Origin of the sequence: Pseudomonas sp. p106, assembly GCF_003936645.1 — a bacterium.
Taxonomy (GTDB): Bacteria; Pseudomonadota; Gammaproteobacteria; order Pseudomonadales; family Pseudomonadaceae; genus Aquipseudomonas; species Aquipseudomonas putida_E.
On record NZ_RHQR01000007.1, the window covers coordinates 160,668 to 183,043 of the forward strand.

21 protein-coding genes are annotated in these 22,376 nt (G+C 62.5%); 17 read left to right on the plus strand and 4 right to left on the minus strand.

Features of this window, described 5'->3' with window-relative positions; genetic code table 11:
- Positions 1-37 precede the first annotated feature (37 nt).
- Genes EGJ09_RS11430 through EGJ09_RS11450 form a run of 5 tightly spaced genes read left to right on the plus strand, consistent with a single transcriptional unit; the run spans position 38 to position 5,322 of the window.
- Complete coding sequence (locus EGJ09_RS11430; RefSeq protein WP_052750401.1) at positions 38-832, plus strand: hypothetical protein; 795 nt, start codon at positions 38-40, stop codon at positions 830-832.
- Positions 829-1,494 (plus strand): ABC transporter ATP-binding protein, encoded by a 666-nt coding sequence (locus EGJ09_RS11435; protein WP_125923862.1) that lies wholly within the window; start codon positions 829-831, stop codon positions 1,492-1,494. The genes EGJ09_RS11430 and EGJ09_RS11435 overlap by 4 nt, the downstream gene beginning before the upstream one ends.
- On the plus strand, positions 1,487-2,656 hold the full coding sequence (locus EGJ09_RS11440) for an ABC transporter permease (RefSeq protein ID WP_125923863.1): 1,170 nt from the start codon (positions 1,487-1,489) through the stop codon (positions 2,654-2,656). Before EGJ09_RS11435 ends, EGJ09_RS11440 begins: the two co-directional genes overlap by 8 nt.
- Positions 2,649-4,112: a TolC family protein gene (locus EGJ09_RS11445; protein ID WP_125923864.1), complete on the plus strand. Its 1,464-nt coding sequence runs from the start codon at positions 2,649-2,651 to the stop codon at positions 4,110-4,112. Before EGJ09_RS11440 ends, EGJ09_RS11445 begins: the two co-directional genes overlap by 8 nt.
- A complete protein-coding gene (locus EGJ09_RS11450) occupies positions 4,105-5,322 on the plus strand; it encodes an efflux RND transporter periplasmic adaptor subunit (protein WP_158621132.1) in 1,218 nt (405 codons plus the stop codon). The genes EGJ09_RS11445 and EGJ09_RS11450 overlap by 8 nt, the downstream gene beginning before the upstream one ends.
- Positions 5,323-5,390: 68 nt before the next feature.
- On the opposite strand, the gene yaaA is transcribed toward EGJ09_RS11450, so the two are convergent.
- Complete coding sequence (gene yaaA, locus EGJ09_RS11455) at positions 5,391-6,170, minus strand: peroxide stress protein YaaA (RefSeq protein ID WP_012312824.1); 780 nt, start codon at positions 6,168-6,170, stop codon at positions 5,391-5,393.
- Positions 6,171-6,306: 136 nt separating this feature from the next.
- Between yaaA and EGJ09_RS11460 the strand changes: the two genes are divergently transcribed.
- From EGJ09_RS11460 to moaE, 5 genes are all read left to right on the plus strand, one after another.
- Positions 6,307-7,434 carry a polysaccharide deacetylase family protein gene (locus tag EGJ09_RS11460; protein WP_125923865.1) on the plus strand — a complete coding sequence of 376 codons (1,128 nt, stop codon included), beginning with the start codon at positions 6,307-6,309 and terminating at the stop codon, positions 7,432-7,434.
- Between the two features lie 281 nt (positions 7,435-7,715).
- Positions 7,716-9,110 (plus strand): PhoH family protein, encoded by a 1,395-nt coding sequence (locus EGJ09_RS11465; RefSeq protein ID WP_125923866.1) that lies wholly within the window; start codon positions 7,716-7,718, stop codon positions 9,108-9,110.
- A 95-nt stretch (positions 9,111-9,205) separates the two neighbouring features.
- Positions 9,206-9,676, plus strand: a complete 471-nt coding sequence (gene moaC, locus EGJ09_RS11470; RefSeq protein ID WP_012312827.1) for a cyclic pyranopterin monophosphate synthase MoaC — start codon at positions 9,206-9,208, stop codon at positions 9,674-9,676.
- The gene (gene moaD / locus EGJ09_RS11475) at positions 9,676-9,921 is read left to right on the plus strand and encodes a molybdopterin converting factor subunit 1 (RefSeq protein ID WP_012312828.1); all 246 of its coding nucleotides are present in this window, start codon (positions 9,676-9,678) and stop codon (positions 9,919-9,921) included. The genes moaC and moaD overlap by 1 nt, the downstream gene beginning before the upstream one ends.
- Positions 9,922-9,923: 2 nt before the next feature.
- Positions 9,924-10,370: a molybdopterin synthase catalytic subunit MoaE gene (moaE, locus tag EGJ09_RS11480; protein ID WP_125923867.1), complete on the plus strand. Its 447-nt coding sequence runs from the start codon at positions 9,924-9,926 to the stop codon at positions 10,368-10,370.
- Positions 10,371-10,482: 112 nt separating this feature from the next.
- On the opposite strand, the gene rhlB is transcribed toward moaE, so the two are convergent.
- Both rhlB and EGJ09_RS11490 read right to left on the minus strand, forming a co-directional pair.
- Entirely contained in the window at positions 10,483-11,934 is a 1,452-nt protein-coding gene (gene rhlB / locus EGJ09_RS11485) for an ATP-dependent RNA helicase RhlB (RefSeq protein WP_125923868.1), read from the minus strand.
- Between the two features lie 100 nt (positions 11,935-12,034).
- Entirely contained in the window at positions 12,035-12,691 is a 657-nt protein-coding gene (locus tag EGJ09_RS11490) for an alpha/beta hydrolase (protein WP_046784828.1), read from the minus strand.
- A 330-nt stretch (positions 12,692-13,021) separates the two neighbouring features.
- Here EGJ09_RS11490 and EGJ09_RS11495 point away from each other — a divergent pair, with 330 nt between their 5' ends.
- From EGJ09_RS11495 to EGJ09_RS11510, 4 genes are all read left to right on the plus strand, one after another.
- Entirely contained in the window at positions 13,022-14,050 is a 1,029-nt protein-coding gene (locus EGJ09_RS11495; RefSeq protein WP_046784829.1) for an amino acid ABC transporter substrate-binding protein, read from the plus strand.
- A gap of 67 nt (positions 14,051-14,117) precedes the next feature.
- On the plus strand, positions 14,118-15,296 hold the full coding sequence (locus EGJ09_RS11500; RefSeq protein WP_119688313.1) for an amino acid ABC transporter permease: 1,179 nt from the start codon (positions 14,118-14,120) through the stop codon (positions 15,294-15,296).
- A gap of 10 nt (positions 15,297-15,306) precedes the next feature.
- Positions 15,307-16,404, plus strand: coding sequence for an amino acid ABC transporter permease (locus EGJ09_RS11505; protein WP_125923869.1), 1,098 nt, complete (start codon positions 15,307-15,309; stop codon positions 16,402-16,404).
- Between the two features lie 10 nt (positions 16,405-16,414).
- Positions 16,415-17,179: an amino acid ABC transporter ATP-binding protein gene (locus EGJ09_RS11510; protein ID WP_012312835.1), complete on the plus strand. Its 765-nt coding sequence runs from the start codon at positions 16,415-16,417 to the stop codon at positions 17,177-17,179.
- Positions 17,180-17,282: 103 nt separating this feature from the next.
- Here EGJ09_RS11510 and algW read toward each other — a convergent pair whose 3' ends face one another.
- Entirely contained in the window at positions 17,283-18,443 is a 1,161-nt protein-coding gene (gene algW, locus EGJ09_RS11515; protein WP_115273626.1) for a Do family serine endopeptidase AlgW, read from the minus strand.
- Positions 18,444-18,601: 158 nt separating this feature from the next.
- Here algW and EGJ09_RS11520 point away from each other — a divergent pair, with 158 nt between their 5' ends.
- The 3 genes from EGJ09_RS11520 (at position 18,602) to cysN (ending at position 22,351) form a co-directional block, all read left to right on the plus strand.
- Entirely contained in the window at positions 18,602-19,360 is a 759-nt protein-coding gene (locus EGJ09_RS11520; protein WP_115273627.1) for a Nif3-like dinuclear metal center hexameric protein, read from the plus strand.
- A gap of 156 nt (positions 19,361-19,516) precedes the next feature.
- Positions 19,517-20,434 (plus strand): sulfate adenylyltransferase subunit CysD, encoded by a 918-nt coding sequence (gene cysD / locus EGJ09_RS11525; RefSeq protein ID WP_009684445.1) that lies wholly within the window; start codon positions 19,517-19,519, stop codon positions 20,432-20,434.
- Between the two features lie 15 nt (positions 20,435-20,449).
- On the plus strand, positions 20,450-22,351 hold the full coding sequence (gene cysN / locus EGJ09_RS11530) for a sulfate adenylyltransferase subunit CysN (RefSeq protein WP_046784834.1): 1,902 nt from the start codon (positions 20,450-20,452) through the stop codon (positions 22,349-22,351).
- Positions 22,352-22,376 lie beyond the last annotated feature (25 nt).

The window sequence follows — 22,376 nt, forward strand, 5'->3', positions numbered from 1 at the left end:
AAAGGTGGGTGCTGCATCAGCAGCAGGAGTTATGTATATGGATGGAGTCAATGGTCGTGGGGTATATAAAAGCCAGGTTGGCACGGCTCTAACTGTCAGGCGTGTAGAGGAGTCTGACCTTGTAGACGCGCAGAAAATAGACAGCAAAACGGGGAATGGCGAAGAAAAAATTTCGAGCCTGGCTAAACAGTTGAGCGCTGCTGCCGAGCGTGCGGCGTTGCGTGATAGCCAGCTCTCCCGTAGTGAGCTGGCAGACCTTGCAGCCAGCATTCTTGACCGGTTGGGAGGGCTTTCATATTCCTTGGCGAAAGACTTTTATGATTCACAGCTACCGGATACGGATAATGCCGAGTTGCTGGCGCGTGCGCGCCAAGCCAATGATTTTGCAAGTGGCAAAGGTAGCAACCCATTCAAGGGTTTTAGTCGCGAGCAGCTAAGCCTGATCATTTACGATGAAAGCGGGGCTTTCACGGTGAGTGAGCGGCGTGCTGCAATGTTCGAAAAAACAGACCAGCATAACCAGTGGGCACAATCAATAAGCGGCAAGATGAATGCTGAATATCAGCGAACGGGCCGAATTGATGAAGGGTTGCATGAGATTCTGGACTTTTATAATGCTCTACCGCCCATTGAAGTTGCCGAATATGGGAACTATGAGGCCGATATCATGATGCAGTTGTCGCAGCATGAAGTGCCGCAGCCGGAGTTTGATACTTCGTTGATCGACATGCTGGCAAAGGAGTGGAAATCGGCACGAAGCGATCAAGCGAAAGCACTCGACTCGCAGAGCGACGCTGCATTTCAGGGTGAGAATGGGGGGGGCAAGGCATGAACCCGATAGTCTGCGTGAACGGTATCGCGCGCATTCTGGGCTGCCAGCCAGTCCTGCGAGATGTCTCTTTGTCCATCCCCTGCGGCCAGACCTGCGCCATCATCGGCCCTTCCGGCTCGGGCAAAAGTACCTTGCTCAACCTGATCGGCCTGCTCGACCAGCCTTGCCGTGGCCAGATAGTGCTGGCTGGCCGGGACATGACCGCCGCCACCGCCGACCAGCGCGCAATCATGCGTAATCGCCTGCTGGGTTTCATCTTCCAGAGCTTCAACCTGCTGCCGCGCCTGACTGCGCTGGACAACGTCGCTTTGCCGTTGAGTTACCGAGGCATCGGGCGGGTAGCGGCACGCCAGGCGGCACAGCAGCAACTGGAGGCGGTCGGGCTAGGTCAGTGGGCGCAGCACCTGCCTGCCGACTTGTCCGGTGGCCAGCGGCAACGGGTCGCCATCGCCCGGGCGCTGGTCACGGAGCCTGCGTTGCTGCTGGCCGATGAGCCGACCGGTAATCTCGATGGCGCCACGGCCGAGGGTATCGCAGCGCTGTTACTGGCGCTCAATCGTGAGCGGGGCGTGACCTTGCTGATGGTCACCCACGACCCTGCCATGGCGCGGCGCATGGACCGTTGCATCGAGGTGCGCAACGGTGGGGCCTTTGATGCCTGAGGCCTATGGCCCTTCGTGGCCGCAGCGCTTGAGCGAGGCGTTGGCCAGCTTGCGTCAGGCAGGCCCCCGCGCCTGGCTGGCGCTGATCGGCATCGCTGTGGGGTGCGCTGCGCTGGTGGCCTTGCTCAATATCGGCCACAGCGCCACGCAGCATGCTCGGCAGCTGTATCGAGGCATGGGCAGTGAACTGCTGGTCGCCAATCTGCAACGCCCCGCTGAAGTTGCAGCACCCGTGGCACTTGACCTGTCAGTACTGCCAGCGTCCGTTCGCGCCGCTGCGCCATTGCTGGTTTCTGTAGCCACAGTGCAATTGGCAAGCAAGCGCCATGAGACCCTGGTCGGCGCAAGCACGCTGCAACTGGCGCAAGTGCTGGACCTGCAAGCCAGCCAGGGCCGCTTGTTGTCCGCCTACGACGATGACACCACGCATGTATTGCTGGGGGCTACGCTGGCCCGGCAACTGGGTGCGCGTGCGGGCGATCGTCTGCAGTCGGGCCGCTACCTGTTCGAGGTGGTTGGCGTGCTTGCGCAGCGGGGTTACAACCCGATGCTGCCAATACAGGTCGACGATGTTCTGCTGATGCCCTTGCCGGGTATGCGCCGCCTGGGCGCTGCGCCCGAGGTGGGGACGGTGCTTGCACGCGGGCATGATGTCGCGGTGTTGACGGGCACGGCGCAGGCGCTGACTAACTACCTGGCTGCACGATTGCCAGGTTACGAGGTCGACGTGCAACTGCCACAGCAGCTGCTGGAAGGGATGGCCAACCAGTCACGGATGTTCACGTGGGTGCTCGCCGGGTTCGCCGGTATCGCATTGCTGTTGGGTGGGGTCGGGGTGATGAATGTGATGCTGATGAGCGTAGCGCAGCGCCGTCGCGAGATCGGCGTGCGCTTGGCGCTGGGCGCACGCACCCGCGATATTGCCTGGTTGTTCCTGCTCGAAGCGCTGTTGCTGGCGGTTGGCGGAGCGTTGCTCGGAACACTGGTGGGGCTAGCGGCGAGCTGGGGCTTTGCCCTGGTGTCAGGCTGGCGCTATGCGCTGGATGCGTCATCGATAGCGCTGGGCATGGGCAGCGCGTTGGCGCTCGGCCTTTTCTTCGGCTTGCAACCGGCACTGGCGGCGGCGCACCTGCAACCTGTATTGGCGTTGCGCGATGACTAGATGGCTCGTTTTTCTGTGCTTGGCGCTGCTGGGCGGTGCCGTACTGGCTGCTGATCCGCTGCAGCTGCCGCGTTCGGACCACGGCTTTGCGGTGTCGGCCACTGCCTGGGCGGCCAGCGGGGGCGCCGAGGTATCGCTGGAGCTGGCCGATGCCGTTGCCTTGGCCCTGCGCGACAACCGCGCCGTCCGCAGTGCTTATCTTGAGCGCATCGCGCAGAAATTCGACCTGCGCGTGGCGCGTGATCACTATGCCCCGCAGCTGTCACTCAAGGCACGCTACCTTGGCAATCGCAACAGTGATGACCACTACCGCGAAGTCCAGCTCGCTCCGGCGGCGAGCCTGCTCACGCCCTACGGTACACGGCTGAGCCTGGACTGGGCGTACGGCCAGACACGCGCCGACAGGGCTGGCGTACATTACCGTGATGGCGCCAACCTGATGGTGATACAGCCGCTGCTGCGCGGTGCCGGGCGCGAGGTGGCCAGTGCACCGCTACGCCAGGCGCTGCTGGCCGAGCAACTAAACCGGCTGGTGCTCAAAGACCGCGTGGCTGAAGTGATCACGCGTACCATCCTGCACTATCGCGAACTGCTTCACGCCCAGGAGCAGTTGCACATTGCCCAGCAGGCGCTGGCCCGGGCGCAGCAGTTGGTAGAGGTGAACCAGGCGCTGATCGCTGCCGGGCGCATGGCCGCATTCGACAAGGTTCAGGCCGAAGCCGAGGTGGCTGGGCAGGAGTTGGCGCTCGAAAGCAGCCGTAATCAGCTCCACGCAAGCCGGCTGGCGTTGGCCCAGGTGTTGGCAGTGGACCTGGCCACCCCTTTGCGAGCAGTGGAAAAGGTCCACGTCCAGCGCTTGCAGGTCGATACTGCGCAGGCACTGACCCAAGCCGAAGCGCTGCAGCCTGCGTATCTGATGCAGGTGATCACGGGTGAGCAGGCGTTGATTGAGCTGCAGGTGGCACGCAATGAGCAATGGTGGGACGTGTCGCTGGTCGGCGGGGCCAGCCAGACGCGCCAGCGCCCTGGCAACCAGGCCGGCTGGGAGCACTATGTAGGGCTGGAGCTGGAAATACCGCTTGGAGACCTGAGCCGGCGTCAGGCCGAGGTACGTGCCCGCGTGGCGGTCGAAAGGCAGCAGGTCAGCCTGGCCGAGGCGCGCCAGCAACTCCAGCGCGATGTGTTGACTGCAGTGCGCGATTCCCAGGTGCGTTGGCGCCAGCTGGAAATTGCCGCACGGGCGCTGGCGCTATCGCGGCGCAAGCTGGAGATAGAACAGGAAAAACTTGCCGTCGGACGCTCGAGCAATTTCCAGGTGCTCAGCTTCGAGAGCGATTTGCGCCATGCACAGAGCGTCGAACTGGATGCCAGAATTGCCTACCTCAATGGCCAGGCTGAACTCGACCGGACACTGGGTACCACGCTGGAAAGCTGGGCTGTGGCGCTCAATGATTAGATGGCGGTTGCTGTTGTGGCTGCTGGCGTGGCCGGCAGCGTGGCTCCTGTGGCAAGCCTGGCCTGCTAGCCAGGGGCAGGATGTCGCGGCGCGCTGGTTGTGGGTTGAGCCGCAGCGGCTGGAAAGCCGGGTGGGCCTGGTCGGCAGGGTCCAGGCGGTCCGCCAGCAGATCCAGGCTGCGCCATTCGACGGGGTGGTCGCCGAAGTGGAGGTGGAGCCAGGGCAGCGGGTGGCGCCAGGCCAGCCACTGTTCAGGCTCGATACCGCACAACTGGATGTGCAGATACGCCAGGCCGAGGCCGAGTGGCTCAAGGCGCGGACAAGCGTGCGCCTGCTGCAGGGTTGGCAAACCGGGCCGCAGGTGGCCCGTGCGCGCCGCGCGATGTTCGGCGCCCGGGGGGCTTTGGCAGCCAGCGAGGGCGCGCTGGCAGACACACGACGCCTGTTCGAGCGGGGGATCGTCGCCCGCATCGAGGTCGACAGCCTGGCGCAGCAGGTAGTCGCTCAGCGCGAGGCACTGCAAGATGCCGAACAGGAGCTGAGCCTGGTGCGCGAACGCGGGCGAGGCGATGAGCTGCGCATTGCACAGATGGCGCTGGCTAATACCCACGCCCGCTGGCAGGCGATGCTGGCCCAGCGTGAGCGCAGGGTGGTCAGGGCGCCTTTTGCGGCCTTGGTGGTGCGTGCCGACAACGCTGGGGGCGGTGCCTCACGGCACCTGCAAGCGGGCCAGCAGGTGAGCCAGGGTGCGCCATTGCTGACGCTGGTCGACCTGAGCCAGCTGCAGGTGCTTGCCGCAGTCCAGGAGCATGATCTGGACAGGCTGCGCGAAGGGCTGGAGGTCGAGGTCATCATCGCCGGTCAGCCACTTGCCGGCCAGGTGCAACGCGTTGCCCTTCAGGCCAGGAACGATGAAGGGCAGGGGGCCTGGTACGACGTACGGGTGGCCTTGGAGATGCCGAGGGAGCCGTCGACACCGTTGTTGCGCCTTGGGATGACGGCGCAGTTGACAGTGATCGCGCACAGAACGGAGCAGGGCATTGCGGTACCGGCAGAGGCGCTGCAGGTGGATGAGGCGGGGCAGGCTTACGTGGTCTACCGGGCTACGGGCGATCGACAGGGGCGCAAGGTACCGGTCACGGCAGGTGTCGCGGTAGCGCAGGGGGTCGAGGTGGTGGGGCTATCGGCGGGTTATGTACGAATTCCGTAAGGGGCCGCTGTGCGGCCCGGTCGGTTGTCACAGATCCAGGGACCAGGGCTTGGCGGTGGTGCAGGCACTCACTCGGCCGGATGATCGCGCAAGAACACCAGGTGATCAGGCTTGGACTGTTCGGCGCTGTAGTAGTAGCCCTGTACATCGAACTGCTTGAGCTGCTGCGGGTCATTGACCCGTTCCTGGATCACGAAGCGGCTCATCATGCCGCGGGCTTTCTTGGCGTAGAAACTGATGATCTTGTACTGGCCGTTCTTCAGGTCCTTGAAGTCGACGTTGATTACCCGGCCTTTCAGGGCGCTGCGTTTCACCGCGCTGAAATACTCGTTGCTGGCCAGGTTCAACAGCAGGTCATCGCCCTGCTCGGTCAGCGCCTGGTTCAGCCATTGGCTGATACGCGTGCCCCAGAAGGCATACAGGTCCTTGCCACGGGCATTGGCCAGCTTGGTACCCATTTCCAGGCGGTAGGGCTGCATCAGGTCGAGCGGGCGCAGCAGGCCGTACAGGCCGGAAAGCATGCGCAGGTGCTGCTGGGCGTAGGTGAAGTCGTCTTCGCTCAGGGTTTCGGCGTCCAGCCCGGTATACACGTCACCCTTGAAGGCCAGCAGGGCCTGCTTGGCGTTTGCCGGCGTGAAGTCTGGCGTCCAGCTGCCAAAGCGGGCGGCGTTGAGGCCGGCGAGTTTGTCCGACAGGTGCATCAGCTCGCTGATCTGCGCCGGTGAAAGCTCACGCAGTTGCACGATCAGCTCCTGGGAGTCGTCCAGGTACTGGGGCAGGGTAAAACGCTCGGTCACCGGAGGGGTGTCGTAATCGAGGGTCTTGGCGGGGGAAATCACCGTCAGCATCGGGTCGGCTCCTGGAATCGTTGCCGGGGATTCTACGGACTGAAGGGGGGAACGCCAAACTATGGCGACAATAGTCACAGACCATCGGATGAGCAGGCGCTATAGTGCGCGTTTCGCTGTGACGGAGAGACCGATCGTGCGCATTGCCGGTGTCTTGCTGGCCTCACTCCTGAGCCTGGCCGCCCAAGCCGCCCCTATCCCCCCCGCCAGCCTGGACCGCAGCCTGTGGCCCGAACAGTTGGACAGCCCTGCATTGTTCGATGTCGCCTCGCGCGCAGAGATCCTGTCGTTTGCCCAGGTACTGCACGAAAGTGAGCTGCTCGACGATGGGGCGCTGGCTGCGCGCCTGGGCTTGCGGCAGATCAACCTGCAGAAGGTCCGGGCGCTGCGGGCGCGCATGTGGCAGCGTTTGTGGCAGGGCTACCAGCAGGCCCAGCGCAGCTGCGAGCAGGATGCCTCGTTCTGCTACGTGGTGGAGTCCATGGCCGATTTGCGCACAAGGGCTGCGACGTTCGCTACCGATGTCGGCACCTTCTATACCGGCTGGGTCGAACCAAGCCACCAGTTCAATGTGCGCTACCTGGATGAGCAACTGCGCAAGGCGGCGCTGTTGCCGCAGATCACCAGCGAGGTCGAACGCCTGTCCAATCGTGAGCGCAGCGGCGATGAGCTGAATGACCGCATGTTCCTGCTGACCTTCGTGGGCGGCCCCGGCCCCCAGGGCAGCACGACCGACACGCTGACCGCTTACCTGCGCAAACAGAAGATGCAGGGCACCTTCTTTGTACTGGGCAACCGCTTGCAGCAGCGCCGTGACGCTGGAGCGGCCGGTGCGCTGGGGCAGCTCTATGATGGCCAGTGCGTGGGGCTTCAGGGGTGGGAGTATCGCTCGCATGCGCAGTGGAATGGCTGGCAGGATTCGCTCAGGCGCAGCCAGGCGCGGATCCAGGCCGACCTGCCTGAGCAGTATGTGCCGTTGTTCCGCCCGCCCTATGGCCAGCGCCGGGCCGATGGCGAGGCATTCATGGCCAGCCAGCAGCTGCGGGTGTCGCTGTGGGATATCGACGCACAGGATGACGGCCCGTTGACAGCCCAAGCCTCAGCCCAGCGGGTGGTGACCTTGATGCTGCTGTGGCGCAAGGGCGTGATCCAGTTCCATGACAGCCTGCCCAAGGCGCAGCCAGCGGTGCAATGGTTGCTGGAGCATACCGCGCAAAGCGGCATTGGCTGGGAGGATTGCCGTGAATACGGCTATCAGGAATAACGGGTCTGACTTCTGACTGTAGTCCCGTCTGGGTCCATCGCCAAGTCCTGTTCGTCAATCGGAAAAATAAACTTCACCAACACGTAAAAATGCTTTTTTTAGTCATGCTTTTTACGGTATGAAGAAACCAGACAGCCGATTCCTGCAGCACAGGTGGCGTCATCCGAGCCCACCTTGCCAGGTTCACTTCCGGCCCGTAGCAACGCGGATACGGGGAGAACGGCAGTCACTCTGCGGCGCAGCAGACCGCGCCGTGTGGCTTCGACATAAGGTGACCGAGTATGGATGACCAAGGACGCCACCCTTCCTCCAGCAAGCCAATCCTCTATGTGCTCGATACCAACGTCCTGATTCACGACCCCAACGCACTTCTCAACTTCGAGGAGCACCACGTCGCCCTTCCGATGACGGTGCTGGAGGAACTCGACAAGCTCAAGACCGGTAAACAGTCCATCGCCGCCGAATGTCGCCAGGCCATCCGCCTGATCGACCAGACCCTCGGTGACGCCTCGCCCAGCGATGTCGAGCAGGGCGTACCCATACAGCGTGGCAAGAGTGGGCCCAAGGGCTTCCTTTCGATCCTGATGAGCCCACGCAACGAACCCAACCGGCTGCTGCCGGAGAACCTCAACGACAACATCATCATCAACCAGTTGCTGGAACTTCGGGCCAAACGTGCCGACCTGGACGTGGTGCTGGTAACCAAAGACATCAACATGCGCCTTAAGGCGCGGGCCTGCGGTATCGCGGCCGAAGATTACAGCACCGACCAGCTGGTCGATGACGTCTCGCTGCTTTCCAAGGGCTACCACTCGGTCACCGGTTCGTTCTGGGACCGTGTCAGCAAGGTCGATACCCGTCAGGAGCGGGGCCGAACCTGGCACCGGGTGCAACTGATCGACAACCTGCCGGCAGTGCATGTCAACGAGTTCATCATCGATGAGCAAGGGTTCGTCGGCTGGATCAAGGGCATCCGCGAAGATGAACTGCTGCTGCTCGACCTGCACCAGGAGCCACTGCTGCACCAGGAGGCCTGGGGCCTCAAACCGCGGGATATCCATCAAAGCCTGGCGCTGTTCGCGTTGCTCGACCCGGATATCCACCTGGTCAACCTGACCGGCGCCGCCGGCTCCGGCAAGACTATCCTGGCGCTGGCAGCGGCTATCGAGCAGACCATGGTCAGCAAGCGTTACCGCCGTATCATCGCCACCCGCAGCGTGCAGGGGCTGGACCAGGAAATCGGTTTCCTGCCGGGGACCGAAGCCGAGAAAATGGAACCCTGGTTGGGTGCGATCACCGACAACCTCGAAGCGTTGCACATGGATGACGAGAGCACCCACGGCAGTGTCGAGTACATCCTCGAGCGGGTCCCGCTGCAGTTCAAATCGCTGAACTACATCCGGGGCCGCAGCTTCCAGCAGAGCCTGATCCTGATCGACGAGTGCCAGAACCTGACGCCGCACCAGATGAAAACCATCATCACCCGTGCTGGCTCTGGTTCCAAGGTGGTCTGCCTGGGCAACTTGGCGCAGATCGACACCCCCTACCTGTCCGCGACCAGTTCGGGCCTGACCTACCTGACCGAACGCTTCAAGGACTTCCCCCACGGCGTGCACATCACCTTGCAAGGTGTACCGCGCTCGGTGCTGGCCGAGTACGCCGAGTCGCACCTGTAACCTCTCGAACCGGGCGGTGCGCCGCCCGGTTTTTTCCACTGCTCAAACCTGACCCACAGGTTTACACTCTGTGTTCCCTTCACAGGAGCAGAGCAGTGCTGACACATCTTGATTCCCAGGGGCGGGCCAACATGGTCGACGTCACTGAAAAGGCCGTGACCGAGCGCGAGGCCACCGCTGAGGCGCGCGTGCGGATGTTGCCGCAGACCTTGCAGATGATCGTCGAGGGTGAGCACCCCAAGGGCGATGTGTTCGCCGTGGCGCGTATCGCCGGCATTCAGGCGGCGAAGAAGACCAGCGACCTGATCCCGTTGTGCCACCCTTTGATGCTCACCAGCGTCAAGGTCGAACTCAGCGCAGAAGGCACGGATGCGGTGCGCATCGTCGCGCGCTGCAAGCTGGCCGGACAGACCGGTGTGGAGATGGAAGCATTGACCGCTGCCAGCGTCGCGGCGCTGACGATCTATGACATGTGCAAGGCCGTGGACAAGGGTATGGTCATCGAGCAGGTGCGCCTGCTGGAAAAGCTCGGTGGCAAAAGCGGCCACTACAAGGTGGATGCGTGATGAACGTGAAAGTGATGTATTTCGCCCGTTACCGTGAGTTGCTTGGTGTGGATGCCGAGCGCCTGGAGGGCGACTTCAAGGTGCTTGACGATGTACGCCAGGCCCTGGTGGCCAAGGGTGGGCAGTACCAGGTGCTGGCCGAGCAGAACCTGATGTGCGCGCGCAACGAAGAGCTGTGCAGGCTCGATGAGCCGCTGGAAGCGGGCGATGAGGTGGCGTTCTTCCCACCGGTGACCGGAGGCTGAGCATGGCAGTGCGAGTGCAGGATAGCGCGTTCGACCCCGGGGTCGAGGTCAATGCCATGCATGCCGCCAATGTTGGCGTGGGCGCGGTGGTCGGGTTCGTTGGTTACGTGCGCGATTTCAATGATGGCCGGGACGTGGCCGGGATGTTCCTGGAGCATTACCCTGGCATGACCGAGAAGGCTTTGGCGAAGATCGTGGTCGAGGCCGAGCAGCGCTGGCCGTTGCTGAAGGTTGAAGTGCTGCATCGCATTGGTGCGCTGGAGCCTGGGGAGCCGATCGTGTTCGTCGGTGTGGCCAGTGCCCATCGGCAGGCGGCTTTCGATGCCTGCAATTTCATCATGGATTACCTGAAAACTCGTGCGCCGTTCTGGAAGAAGGAAAATACCCAGGAGGGCCCGCGCTGGGTCGAAGGCAGGCAGAGTGATCAGGATGCGGCGGGGCGCTGGTAAGGTCTGATCGATTGGCCGGGGCTTTGCCCCGGATCGCCGGCAAGCCGGCTCCGCAGGCACCCCGCTGCTCTCCAACTCAGCGCAAACTCAGTGACTGCAACGCAGCCCGGTATCAATGGTGTTTGCGCGGCACCGGCGTGAGCAGCTCATCCGGTGGCATCTCGCACTTGATCTTGCGCCCCAGCAACTCTTCGATCGCCGGCAACTGGTAGGAGTCATCCTCGCCGGCAAAGCTGATCGACACGCCACTGGTGCCGGCACGGCCCGTGCGGCCGATGCGGTGCACGTAGTCATCCGGGTCTTCCGGCAGGGTGAAGTTGATCACATGGCTGATGCCGTCGATGTGAATGCCTCGCCCCGCCACGTCGGTGGCCACCAGCACGGTAATCCGGCCCTCGCGGAAGCTTTCCAGGGTACGTATGCGCTTGTGCTGCGGCACATCGCCCGACAGCTGGGCGGCATTGATACCGTCGCGCACCAGTTTTTCCTCGATACGCCGCACTTCGTCCTTGCGGTTGGCGAACACCATCACCCGTTCCCACTTGTTCTGGGTCACCAGGTTGTACAGCAGCTTGTACTTGTCGCTGCCCGCCACTGCGAACACGTGCTGTTCGACGGTTTCGCTGGCGACATTCTCCGGCTCGATCTCGACGATCGCAGGGTCGGTGGTCCACTGCTTGGCCAGGTTCATCACGTCGTCGGTGAAGGTGGCAGAGAACAGCAGGGTCTGGCGCTCGCTCTTGGGCGGGGTCTGGCGGATGATCTGCCGTACCTGCGGGATGAAGCCCATGTCCAGCATGCGGTCGGCTTCGTCCAGCACCATCACCTCGACCATGTCCAGGTGCACATCGCCGCGCTGGTTGAAGTCCAGCAGGCGGCCAGGGGTAGCCACCAGGATGTCACAATGGCGCGCTTCGAGCGCCTTGAGCTGCTTGTCGAAGTCCATGCCGCCGACGAAGGTCATGACGTTCAGGCCGGTGTATTTGGTCAGGGCGGCGGCGTCCTTGGCGATCTGTACCACCAGCTCGCGGGTTGGCGCGATGATCAGTGCACGCGGCTCGCCCATGTAGCGCTCTTTGGGCGGCGGCGTCTGCTGCAACTGAGAGATGATCGAGATGAGGAACGCGGCGGTCTTGCCGGTGCCGGTCTGCGCGCGCCCGATGGCGTCCTGGCCACGCAGGGTGTGGCCCAGCACCTGGGCCTGAATCGGCGTGCAGTACGGGAAGCCCAGGTCATGGATGGCGTGCATCAGCTCGTTGGAGAGCTTGAAGTCGTGGAAGCGGGTCTTGCCTTCCTGCGGTTCGACCACGAAGTCTTCCGGCTTCCACAGGCTGGCCTGGGGTTTGGGCTTGCGTTCGCGGCGCGGCTTGTCCATGGCCGGTTGCTCGGCAACGGGCGCGGCGGCAGGCATCTGGGCCTTGGCGGCGGGTTTGGTGCGCGGCGTGGAGGGCTGCGGCTCGGGCTGAGCCATGGGGGCCGCAGGCGGGGTGATGCTGGCAGCAGGAGCGGCGGCCTGAGGTGCCGGGTCTCCCTTGCCGAATATTTTCTTGAGTGCCTTGAGCACGATCGTCTCATCAACTGATTTAGGAATGTACGCCGGGCAGTGTAATGCAAGATCTGGGCGCGGCGTAGCGGAATGCGCCCACAACTACAAGAGAGCCTGCCTATTGCAGTTGCTTGCTCAGCCAGTCGTGGATATCGCTCAGCTCTGCCACCACTACCTCGTGTTCCATTGGGTATTCCTGCCACCGCGCGGCCACGCCCCAGGTGTTCAGGTACTCGAAGGCGGTGCGGCCCATGGAGGGGATCACCACCGGGTCGTGCACGCCGTGCAGGCACAGGGCCGGGGTACGTTGCTGGCAGGCGCTCAACTGATGGCCGTCGTTGAAGGTTGGTGCATAGGTAGACAGTGCGATCACGCCGCCCAGTGCTTCTTGCCACTTTATATAAGCAGTGTGCAGCACCACGGCGCCGCCCTGGGAGAACCCGGCCAGGATGATCCGTGCCAGGTCGATGCCTTTGGCCCGCTCGGCCTCGATCAGGGCAATGATCTGGTCAGCCGATTCTTCCAGCTGCGCTTCGTCGATGGCGCGGGCCGGGGTCATGGCCTTGATGTCGTACCAACTGGGCATTGCATAGCCGCCGTTGATGGTGACAGGCCGGGTCGGCGCCTGGGGCATGACGAACCGCGTGCTGAGCAGACGCTCCTGCATGAATTCGGCAACCGGTAGGAAGTCGTAACGGTCGGCGCCCAGGCCGTGCAACCAGATCACACAGGCGTCTGCGGTTTTCTGGGGTTCGAGAATCAACGGGTGGGTCATGACTGCTCCGAAAGTGTGCGAATCGTATGAAGGCATGCGCAAAAAGAAGGCGCTGGAAATGATTGTCGGAAAAAGAATGTCGCAACGATACAACTTTCCCTACTTGACGAGCGCTTAAACGCTTTAGCCGCCAACTGTGGTACGCCCCTTGCTATGAAACCTTCGATGCAAGGGTCGGGCCGGTACGGTAACACCCTTGTCACGCGAAGGCTGTCATAGAACAGCCCATTGCGCCATTGACCCAATAACAAGCCAACAAGGGTCGGATGCGCCTCATAAGGGTGCGGTGCAATTCCGGCTCGTACAACAAGAGCGATTTGGAGGTTGTGAATGAAGATGTTGAAAACCACCCTGGCAGTCCTCACCGCTGCCGCCGCGCTGGGCGCCGTGAGCAATGCCCAGGCCGGCGCCACCCTCGATGCGGTCAAGAAGAAGGGCTTCGTCCAGTGTGGCGTGAGCGACGGTCTTCCAGGCTTCTCGGTACCTGATGCGCAGGGCAAGATCGTCGGTATCGACGCTGATGTCTGCCGCGCCGTGGCCGCCGCCGTGTTCGGCGATGCCACCAAGGTCAAGTTCAGCCAGCTCAACGCCAAGGAACGCTTCACTGCGCTGCAGTCCGGCGAAGTCGACGTGCTGTCGCGCAACACCACCTGGACCAGCTCGCGCGATGCCGGCATGGGCCTGGTGTTCGCAGGCGTCACTTACTATGACGGCGTCGGCTTCCTGGTCAACAAGAAGCTGGGTGTTTCCAGTGCCAAGGAACTCGATGGCGCGACCATCTGCATCCAGGCAGGCACCACCACCGAGCTGAACGTGTCCGACTACTTCCGCGCCAACGGCCTGAAGTACACCCCGATCACCTTCGATACCTCCGACGAGAGCGCCAAATCGCTGGAGTCGGGCCGTTGCGACGTGCTGACCTCGGACAAGTCGCAGCTGTTCGCCCAGCGTTCCAAGCTGGCCGGGCCAACCGACTACGTGGTGCTGCCGGAAACCATCTCCAAGGAACCGCTGGGCCCGGTGGTACGCAAGGGCGACGAGGAGTGGTTCAGCATCGTCAAGTGGACCCTGTTCGCCATGCTCAATGCCGAAGAGGCGGGCGTCACTTCGAAGAACGTCGAAGCCGAGGCCAAGTCCACCAAGAACCCGGACACCGCCCGCCTGCTCGGCGCTGACGGTGAGTACGGCAAGGACCTGAAGCTGCCCAAGGACTGGGTAGTGCAGATCGTCAAGCAAGTGGGTAACTATGGCGAGGTGTTCGAGAAGAACCTGGGCCAGAGCACTGACCTGAAGATCGACCGTGGCATGAACGCCCTGTGGAACAACGGCGGCATCCAGTACGCGCCACCTGTGCGCTGATGGCTGCACCCTGCGGCGGCATTCCGCCGCCGCAGGCTGTTCGAATCCCTACTGTCCGGGGCACTTCATGCAAAATCGAATCGGCGCACAAAAGGGGCTGACCCTGAGCGATCCACGTGTGCGCGCGTGGTTGTTCCAGATTCTCACGATCATCTTCGTGGTGGGTCTGGGCTGGTACCTGTTCCACAATACTCAAACCAACCTGCAACACCGGGGCATTACGTCCGGCTTCGACTTCCTCGACCGCAGTGCCGGCTTCGGCATCGCCCAGCATCTGATTCCCTATGTGGAGTCCGACAGCTATGCGCGGGTGTTCGTGATCGGCTTGCTCAATACCCTGCTGGTCACCTTCATCGGCGTTATCCTGGCAACGATCCTGGGGTTCATCATCGGTGTGGCTCGCCTGTCACCGAACTGGATGATCAACAAGCTGGCGACCGTGTATGTCGAGACGTTCCGCAACATCCCGCCGCTGCTGCAGATCCTCTTCTGGTATTTCGCCGTGTTCCTGACCCTACCGGGGCCACGGGGCAGCATCAGCTTCGACGATGCCTTCTTCATCAGCAATCGTGGCCTGAACATGCCCGGCGCCCTGATGGCCGACGGCTTCTGGCCGTTCGTCGCTGCCGTAGCCCTGGCGATCGTAGCCATCATGGCGATGGTGCGTTACGCCAACAAGCGCTTCAACGAAACCGGCGAGCCGTTCCATAAGTTCTGGGCAGGGCTTGCCCTGTTGGTGGTGATTCCAGGCCTCTGTGCATTGCTGTTCGGCAGCCCTGTGCAGTGGGAAGTCCCGCAGCTCAAAGGTTTCAACTTCGTTGGCGGCTGGGTACTGATCCCGGAACTGCTGGCGCTGACCTTGGCGCTGACCATCTACACCGCCGCGTTCATCGCCGAAATCGTGCGTTCGGGCATCCGTTCGGTCAGCCATGGCCAGACCGAAGCCGCCCGTTCGCTCGGGCTGCGCGAAGGCCCGACGCTGCGCAAGGTGATCATCCCCCAGGCACTGCGGGTGATCATTCCGCCACTGACCAGCCAGTACCTGAACCTGGCGAAGAACTCGTCGCTGGCGGCCGGTATCGGCTACCCGGAGATGGTCTCGCTGTTCGCCGGTACCGTACTCAATCAGACCGGCCAGGCCATCGAGGTGATCGCCATCACCATGAGTGTCTATCTCGCCATCAGCATCAGCATTTCGCTGCTGATGAACTGGTACAACAAGCGCATTGCGCTGATCGAGCGGTGAGGATACGCCCGTGAATGCTCATGTTTTCAAACCTGACATGCCGCCACCGGTCAAGACCGTCGGCGTGCTCGCATGGATGCGGGCAAACCTGTTCTCCAGCTGGCTCAACACCCTGTTGACCCTGTTCGCCGTGTACCTGGTATGGCTGATCGTGCCGCCGCTGCTGCAGTGGGCGTTGATCGACGCCAACTGGGTCGGCACCACGCGCGCCGACTGCACCAAGGAGGGTGCCTGCTGGGTGTTCATCCAGCAGCGCTTTGGCCAGTTCATGTACGGCTATTACCCGGCTGAGTTGCGCTGGCGCGTGGACCTGACCGTATGGCTTGCCGTGCTTGGCGCTGCGCCGCTGTTCATCAAGCGCTTCGCGCGCAAGGCCGTTTACGGCCTGGGCTTTCTGGTGGTGTACCCGTTCCTGGCCTACACGCTGCTGCATGGCGGCTACCTGGGCCTGGAAAGCGTGCCGACCAGCCAGTGGGGCGGGCTGATGCTGACCTTGGTGATCGCCACGGTGGGTATCGTCGGCGCCTTGCCGCTGGGCATCTTGCTGGCCCTGGGGCGGCGTTCAAACATGCCTGCGGTGAAGGTGGTCTGCGTGACCTTCATCGAGTTCTGGCGTGGCGTGCCGTTGATCACCGTGCTGTTCATGTCGTCGGTGATGCTGCCGTTGTTCCTGCCCGAAGGCATGAGCTTCGACAAGCTGCTGCGGGCCATGATCGGCGTGATCCTGTTCCAGTCGGCGTACATCGCCGAGGTGGTGCGCGGCGGCCTGCAGGCCATCCCCAAGGGGCAATATGAAGCCGCTGCGGCGATGGGCCTGGGCTACTGGCGCTCGATGGGCCTGGTGATCCTGCCGCAGGCCTTGAAGCTGGTGATCCCTGGCATCGTCAATACCTTCATCGCCCTGTTCAAGGACACCAGCCTGGTCATCATCATCGGCCTGTTCGACCTGCTCAACAGCGTCAAGCAGGCTGCCGCCGACCCGGCCTGGCTGGGCATGGCCACCGAGGGCTATGTGTTCGCAGCCCTGGTGTTCTGGATCTTCTGTTTCGGTATGTCCCGCTACTCCATGCACCTGGAGCGCAAGCTGGACACTGGCCACAAGCGTTAGGAGTTTCGAAATGAGTGAAGCGATCAAGCAGCCTGCCGGCCCCGAAGGCATCATCCAGATGCAGGGCGTCAACAAGTGGTACGGCCAGTTCCATGTACTGAAGGACATCAACCTGAACGTGCGCCAGGGTGAGCGTATCGTGCTGTGCGGGCCTTCCGGTTCGGGCAAGTCCACCACCATCCGCTGCCTCAACCGCCTGGAAGAACACCAGCAGGGGCGCATCGTGGTCGATGGTGTGGAGTTGACCAACGATCTCAAGCAGATCGAGGCGATCCGTCGTGAGGTGGGTATGGTGTTCCAGCACTTCAACCTGTTCCCGCACCTGACCATCCTTGAAAACTGCACCCTGGCGCCCATGTGGGTACGCAAGATGCCGCGGCGCAAGGCCGAGGAAATCGCCATGCACTATCTGGAGCGGGTACGTATCCCGGAGCAGGCGCACAAGTACCCGGGGCAGTTGTCCGGTGGCCAGCAGCAGCGCGTGGCGATTGCCCGGGCGCTGTGCATGAAGCCGAAAATCATGCTGTTCGACGAGCCGACGTCGGCGCTCGACCCGGAAATGGTCAAGGAAGTGCTCGACACCATGGTTGGCCTGGCCGAGGACGGCATGACCATGCTCTGCGTGACCCACGAAATGGGCTTTGCCCGAACCGTGGCGAACCGGGTGATCTTCATGGATAAGGGGGAGATCGTGGAGCAGGCTGCGCCGGATGACTTCTTCGACCGGCCACGCAGTGACCGGACAAAGCTGTTCCTAAGCCAGATCCTGCACTGATGCTGTAGGGGCGCAAGGCCGCTCCTGCAGGGGTGCGCGTTTTACCTGCAGGAGCGGCCTTGTGTCGCGAAAGGGCTGCAAAGCAGCCCCGGATCTTGAATCCTTACTTCTCTTCCTGAGCCGCAGCTGGCGCAGGCGGCGGCCGTAGCCCCACTTCGGCGATCAGCTTCAACTGCTGCCCGTTGCGCATCACCTCGATGGTGATCTTCTCGTTGGGCTTGATCCGCGCCACCTGGTTCATCGACTTGCGCCCGTCACCGGCCGGCTCGCCATTGATGCTCAGGATCACGTCACCCAGTTGCAACCCGGCCTTCTGCGCCGGGCCATCGCGGAAAATGCCCGCTACAACGATGCCTGGGCGCCCTTGCATGCCGAACGATTCGGCCAGTTCCTGGCTCAGCGGCTGAACTTCGATACCCAGCCAGCCACGAATCACCTGGCCATGCTCGACGATCGACTTCATCACTTCCAGCGCCAGTTTGACCGGTATGGCGAAGCCGATGCCCTGCGAGCCGCCAGATTTGGAGAAGATCGCCGTATTGATGCCGACCAGGTTGCCGTTGGCATCGACCAGCGCGCCGCCGGAGTTGCCCGGGTTGATTGCGGCGTCGGTCTGGATGAAGTCTTCGTAGTTGTTCAGGCCCAGCTGGTTGCGGCCAGTGGCGCTGATGATGCCCATGGTAACGGTCTGGCCGACGCCGAAGGGGTTGCCGATGGCCAGGGTGACGTCACCGATGTGGATGGTGTCGGAGCGGCCGATGGTGATGGCCGGCAGGTTCTTGAGGTCGATCTTCAATACCGCCAGATCGGTTTCGGGGTCGCTGCCGATCACCCGTGCCAGGGTTTCGCGGCCGTCTTTGAGCGCCACGACGATCTGGTCGGCGCCGCTGGTGACGTGGTTGTTGGTCAGCAGATAGCCCTCGGGGCTCATGATCACCGCCGAGCCCAGGCTCGACTCCCAGCGCCGTTGCTTGGGCAGGTTGTCGCCGAAGAAGCGGCGGAACTGCGGGTCTTCGAACAGCGGGTGGGCGCTCTTGTTCACCACCTTGGTGGTGTACAGGTTGACCACGGCAGGGGCGGCGAGCGTGACGGCATCGGCATAGGACACCGGGCCTTGCATGATCTGCGTGGTCTGTGGCGCTTGTTGCAGGTTTACATCCTGGCTGGGCAGGCCGACCCACTGCGGGAAGCGCTGGATGATCAGCATGGCGATCAGTATGCCGGTAAGCAGGGGCCAGCCAAAATAACGCAAAGCCTTGAACATGAACGAATCCTGGGAGTGGGCGAGGGCCATGGTGGCGCGGCGGGGCGCGAACGCGCGCGATCATACACCGGTTTCCCCAACGCCGGCGACGGCCCATAATGGCGGCCATTATACGGGCGTTGTTCCCGTTGAACGTGCAGATTTCGAGGAGATTTTCCATGGCCGTCGCCCTTGACACCCTGGTTGAAGAAGCCGAGCGTTACCTGGGTAGCGCGAAAATCCAGGATTACTGCCCCAACGGCCTGCAGGTCGAAGGCCGCCCGCAGGTCAGCCGCATCGTCAGCGGCGTCACCGCCAGCCAGGCATTGCTGGATGCGGCGGTCGAGGCACAGGCCGACCTAGTGCTGGTACACCACGGTTATTTCTGGAAGGGCGAGAACCCGTGCATTACCGGGATCAAGCAGCGGCGCTTGAAAACCCTGCTCAAGCACGACATCAGCCTGCTGGCCTTCCACTTGCCGCTGGATGTGCACCCTGAGGTCGGCAACAACGTGCAACTGGCCCGCCAGCTGGACATCACCGTCGAAGGGCCGCTGGACCCGAACAACCCCAAGGTGGTCGGGCTGGTCGGCTCCTTGGCCGAGCCTGTGACGGCGCGCGATTTCGCCCGCCGTGTTCAGGAGGTCATGGGGCGTGAACCCCTGCTGGTCGAAGGTGACCAGGTGATCCGTCGCGTCGGCTGGTGTACGGGCGGTGGGCAGGGCTATATCGACACGGCGATTGCTGCCGGGGTGGACTTGTTCATCAGTGGTGAGGCGTCCGAACAGACCTACCACAGTGCCCGCGAGAATGGCGTGAGCTTCATTGCCGCCGGGCATCATGCCACCGAGCGCTATGGTGTGCAGGCGCTGGGCGACTACCTGGCGCGGCGCTTTGCTCTGGAGCACCTGTTCATCGACTGCCCGAACCCTATCTGAGGCCGCAGAGCGGCCCTTTGATAGCCAAACCCCCAGTCATATCGTTAGACCTTTTCGATCTAGTCCGGCGCCTAAATAGAATCAGCCGCTGTGATAAAGTGGCTCGCTCGAACACGGCCCGAAGGCCGTCCATAAGATCGTTTTACGTGAGTAGCCATGGTCGACAAACTGACGCACTTGAAACAGCTGGAGGCGGAAAGCATCCACATCATCCGCGAGGTGGCCGCCGAGTTCGACAACCCGGTGATGCTGTACTCGATCGGCAAGGATTCCGCCGTGATGCTGCACCTGGCGCGCAAAGCCTTCTTCCCAGGCAAGCTGCCGTTCCCGGTGATGCACGTCGACACCCAGTGGAAATTCCAGGAGATGTACCGCTTCCGCGACAAGATGGTCGAGGAAATGGGCCTGGAGCTGATCACCCACGTCAACCCCGAAGGTGTGGCGCAGGGCATCAACCCGTTCACCCATGGCAGCTCCAAGCACACCGACATCATGAAAACCCAGGGCCTCAAGCAGGCACTGGACAAGCATGGTTTCGACGCCGCTTTCGGTGGTGCCCGCCGCGATGAAGAGAAGTCACGTGCCAAAGAGCGCGTCTACTCGTTCCGTGACAGCAAGCACCGCTGGGACCCGAAGAACCAGCGCCCGGAACTGTGGAACGTCTATAACGGCAAGGTCAACAAGGGCGAGTCGATCCGCGTGTTCCCCCTGTCGAACTGGACCGAGCTGGACATCTGGCAGTACATCTACCTTGAAGGCATCCCGATCGTGCCGTTGTACTTCGCCGCCGAGCGTGAAGTCATCGAGAAGAACGGCACCCTGATCATGATCGACGACGAGCGCATCCTCGAGCACCTCTCCGAGGAAGAGAAAGCGCGCATCGTCAAGAAGAAGGTGCGTTTCCGTACCCTGGGCTGCTACCCGTTGACGGGTGCTGTCGAGTCGGAAGCCGAGACCCTGACGGACATCATTCAGGAAATGCTCCTGACCCGAACGTCCGAACGCCAGGGCCGTGTCATCGACCACGATGGCGCCGGTTCCATGGAAGACAAGAAACGCCAAGGCTACTTCTAATTTCAGGGTTACTCCATGTCGCACCAATCTGATCTGATCAGCGAGGACATCCTCGCCTACCTGGCCCAGCACGAGCGCAAGGAACTGCTGCGTTTCCTGACCTGCGGCAACGTCGACGACGGCAAGAGCACCCTGATCGGGCGCCTGCTGCACGACTCCAAGATGATCTACGAGGACCACCTCGAGGCCATCACCCGTGATTCGAAGAAGTCCGGCACCACCGGTGAGGAAGTCGACCTGGCGCTGCTGGTCGATGGCCTGCAGGCCGAGCGTGAGCAGGGCATCACCATCGATGTCGCCTACCGCTACTTCTCCACCGCCAAGCGCAAGTTCATCATTGCCGATACCCCGGGCCACGAGCAGTACACCCGTAACATGGCCACCGGCGCGTCCACCTGTGACCTGGCGATCATTCTGGTCGATGCCCGCTACGGCGTGCAGACCCAGACCCGCCGCCACAGCTACATCGCTTCGTTGCTGGGCATCAAGCACATCGTCGTCGCGGTCAACAAGATGGACCTCAAAGGCTTCGATGAAGGCGTCTTCGAGGAAATCAAGGCCGACTACCTGAAGTTCGCCGATGCCATCAACCTGACCCCGAGCAGCCTGCACTTCGTGCCGATGTCGGCGCTCAAGGGCGACAACGTGGTGAACCGCAGCGAGCGTTCGCCGTGGTACACCGGCCCTGCGCTGATGGAAATCCTCGAAACCGTCGAGGTCGCGGCCGACCGCAACTTCACCGACCTGCGTTTCCCGGTGCAGTACGTCAACCGCCCGAACCTGAACTTCCGCGGCTTCGCCGGTACCCTTGCCAGCGGCGTTGTGCACAAAGGTGACGAAATCGTCGTACTGCCCTCGGGCAAGAGCAGCCGGGTCAAGTCCATCGTCACCTACGAAGGTGAGCTGGAGAACGCCGGCCCGGGCCAGGCCGTGACCCTGACCATGGAAGACGAGATCGACATCTCCCGTGGCGACCTGCTGGTGCATGCCGACAACGTCCCGCCAGTGACCGACCAGTTCGACGCCATGCTGGTATGGATGGCCGAAGAACCGATGCTGCCGGGCAAGAAATACGACATCAAGCGCGCCACCAGCTACGTGCCGGGCTCGATTGCCAGCATCACCCACAAGGTCGATGTGAACACCCTCGAAAAAGATGCAGCCAGCGCGCTGCAGCTGAACGAAATCGGTCGCGTCAAGGTGTCGCTGGACAGCGCCATCGCCCTGGACGGCTATGACAGCAACCGCACCACCGGTGCGTTCATCGTCATCGACCGCCTGACCAACGGCACCGTCGGCGCCGGCATGATCATCGCTCCGCCTGTTCTGCCGCACGGCAGCACCGGCCAGCATGGCAAGCAGGCCCACGTGTCCACCGAAGAGCGCGCCCTGCGCTTCGGCCAGCAGCCAGCCACCGTGCTGTTCAGCGGCCTGTCCGGCGCTGGCAAGAGCACCTTGGCCTACGCGGTCGAGCGCAAGCTGTTCGACATGGGCCGTGCAGTTTACGTGCTCGACGGCCAGAACCTGCGCCATGACCTGAACAAGGGCCTGCCGCAAGACCGCGCTGGCCGCACCGAGAACTGGCGCCGCGCCGCTCATGTGGCGCGCCAGTTCAACGAAGCCGGCCTGCTGACCCTGGCCGCGTTCGTGGCCCCGGATGCCGAAGGCCGCGAGCAGGCCAAGGCGCTGATTGGCAAGGAGCGCCTGGTGACCGTTTACGTCCAGGCCTCGCCATTGGCCTGCCGTGAGCGCGACCCGCAAGGCCTGTACGCGGCTGGTGGTGACAACATCCCGGGTGAAAGCTTCCCGTTCGATGTGCCGCTGGATGCTGACCTTGTGATCGACACCCAGGCCACTAGCGTGGACGAAGGTGTGAAACAGGTGCTGGACGTGCTGCGTCAGCGCGGCGCGATCTAAGCGCTGGTCTGCAAGGAAAACCCCG

Excerpts from the sequence above, each read along its gene's own strand:
- EGJ09_RS11430 (WP_052750401.1), top strand. The coding sequence starts at position 38 with ATGGATGGAGTCAATGGTCGTGGGGTATATAAAAGCCAGGTTGGCACG.
- EGJ09_RS11435 (WP_125923862.1), top strand. The coding sequence starts at position 829 with ATGAACCCGATAGTCTGCGTGAACGGTATCGCGCGCATTCTGGGCTGC.
- EGJ09_RS11440 (WP_125923863.1), top strand. The coding sequence starts at position 1,487 with ATGCCTGAGGCCTATGGCCCTTCGTGGCCGCAGCGCTTGAGCGAGGCG.
- EGJ09_RS11445 (WP_125923864.1), top strand. The coding sequence starts at position 2,649 with ATGACTAGATGGCTCGTTTTTCTGTGCTTGGCGCTGCTGGGCGGTGCC.
- EGJ09_RS11450 (WP_158621132.1), top strand. The coding sequence starts at position 4,105 with ATGATTAGATGGCGGTTGCTGTTGTGGCTGCTGGCGTGGCCGGCAGCG.
- yaaA (WP_012312824.1), bottom strand. The coding sequence starts at position 6,170 with ATGCTGACGGTGATTTCCCCCGCCAAGACCCTCGATTACGACACCCCT.
- EGJ09_RS11465 (WP_125923866.1), top strand. The coding sequence starts at position 7,716 with ATGGATGACCAAGGACGCCACCCTTCCTCCAGCAAGCCAATCCTCTAT.
- moaD (WP_012312828.1), top strand. The coding sequence starts at position 9,676 with ATGAACGTGAAAGTGATGTATTTCGCCCGTTACCGTGAGTTGCTTGGT.
- moaE (WP_125923867.1), top strand. The coding sequence starts at position 9,924 with ATGGCAGTGCGAGTGCAGGATAGCGCGTTCGACCCCGGGGTCGAGGTC.
- EGJ09_RS11490 (WP_046784828.1), bottom strand. The coding sequence starts at position 12,691 with ATGACCCACCCGTTGATTCTCGAACCCCAGAAAACCGCAGACGCCTGT.
- EGJ09_RS11495 (WP_046784829.1), top strand. The coding sequence starts at position 13,022 with ATGAAGATGTTGAAAACCACCCTGGCAGTCCTCACCGCTGCCGCCGCG.
- EGJ09_RS11500 (WP_119688313.1), top strand. The coding sequence starts at position 14,118 with ATGCAAAATCGAATCGGCGCACAAAAGGGGCTGACCCTGAGCGATCCA.
- EGJ09_RS11510 (WP_012312835.1), top strand. The coding sequence starts at position 16,415 with ATGAGTGAAGCGATCAAGCAGCCTGCCGGCCCCGAAGGCATCATCCAG.
- algW (WP_115273626.1), bottom strand. The coding sequence starts at position 18,443 with ATGTTCAAGGCTTTGCGTTATTTTGGCTGGCCCCTGCTTACCGGCATA.
- EGJ09_RS11520 (WP_115273627.1), top strand. The coding sequence starts at position 18,602 with ATGGCCGTCGCCCTTGACACCCTGGTTGAAGAAGCCGAGCGTTACCTG.
- cysD (WP_009684445.1), top strand. The coding sequence starts at position 19,517 with ATGGTCGACAAACTGACGCACTTGAAACAGCTGGAGGCGGAAAGCATC.
- cysN (WP_046784834.1), top strand. The coding sequence starts at position 20,450 with ATGTCGCACCAATCTGATCTGATCAGCGAGGACATCCTCGCCTACCTG.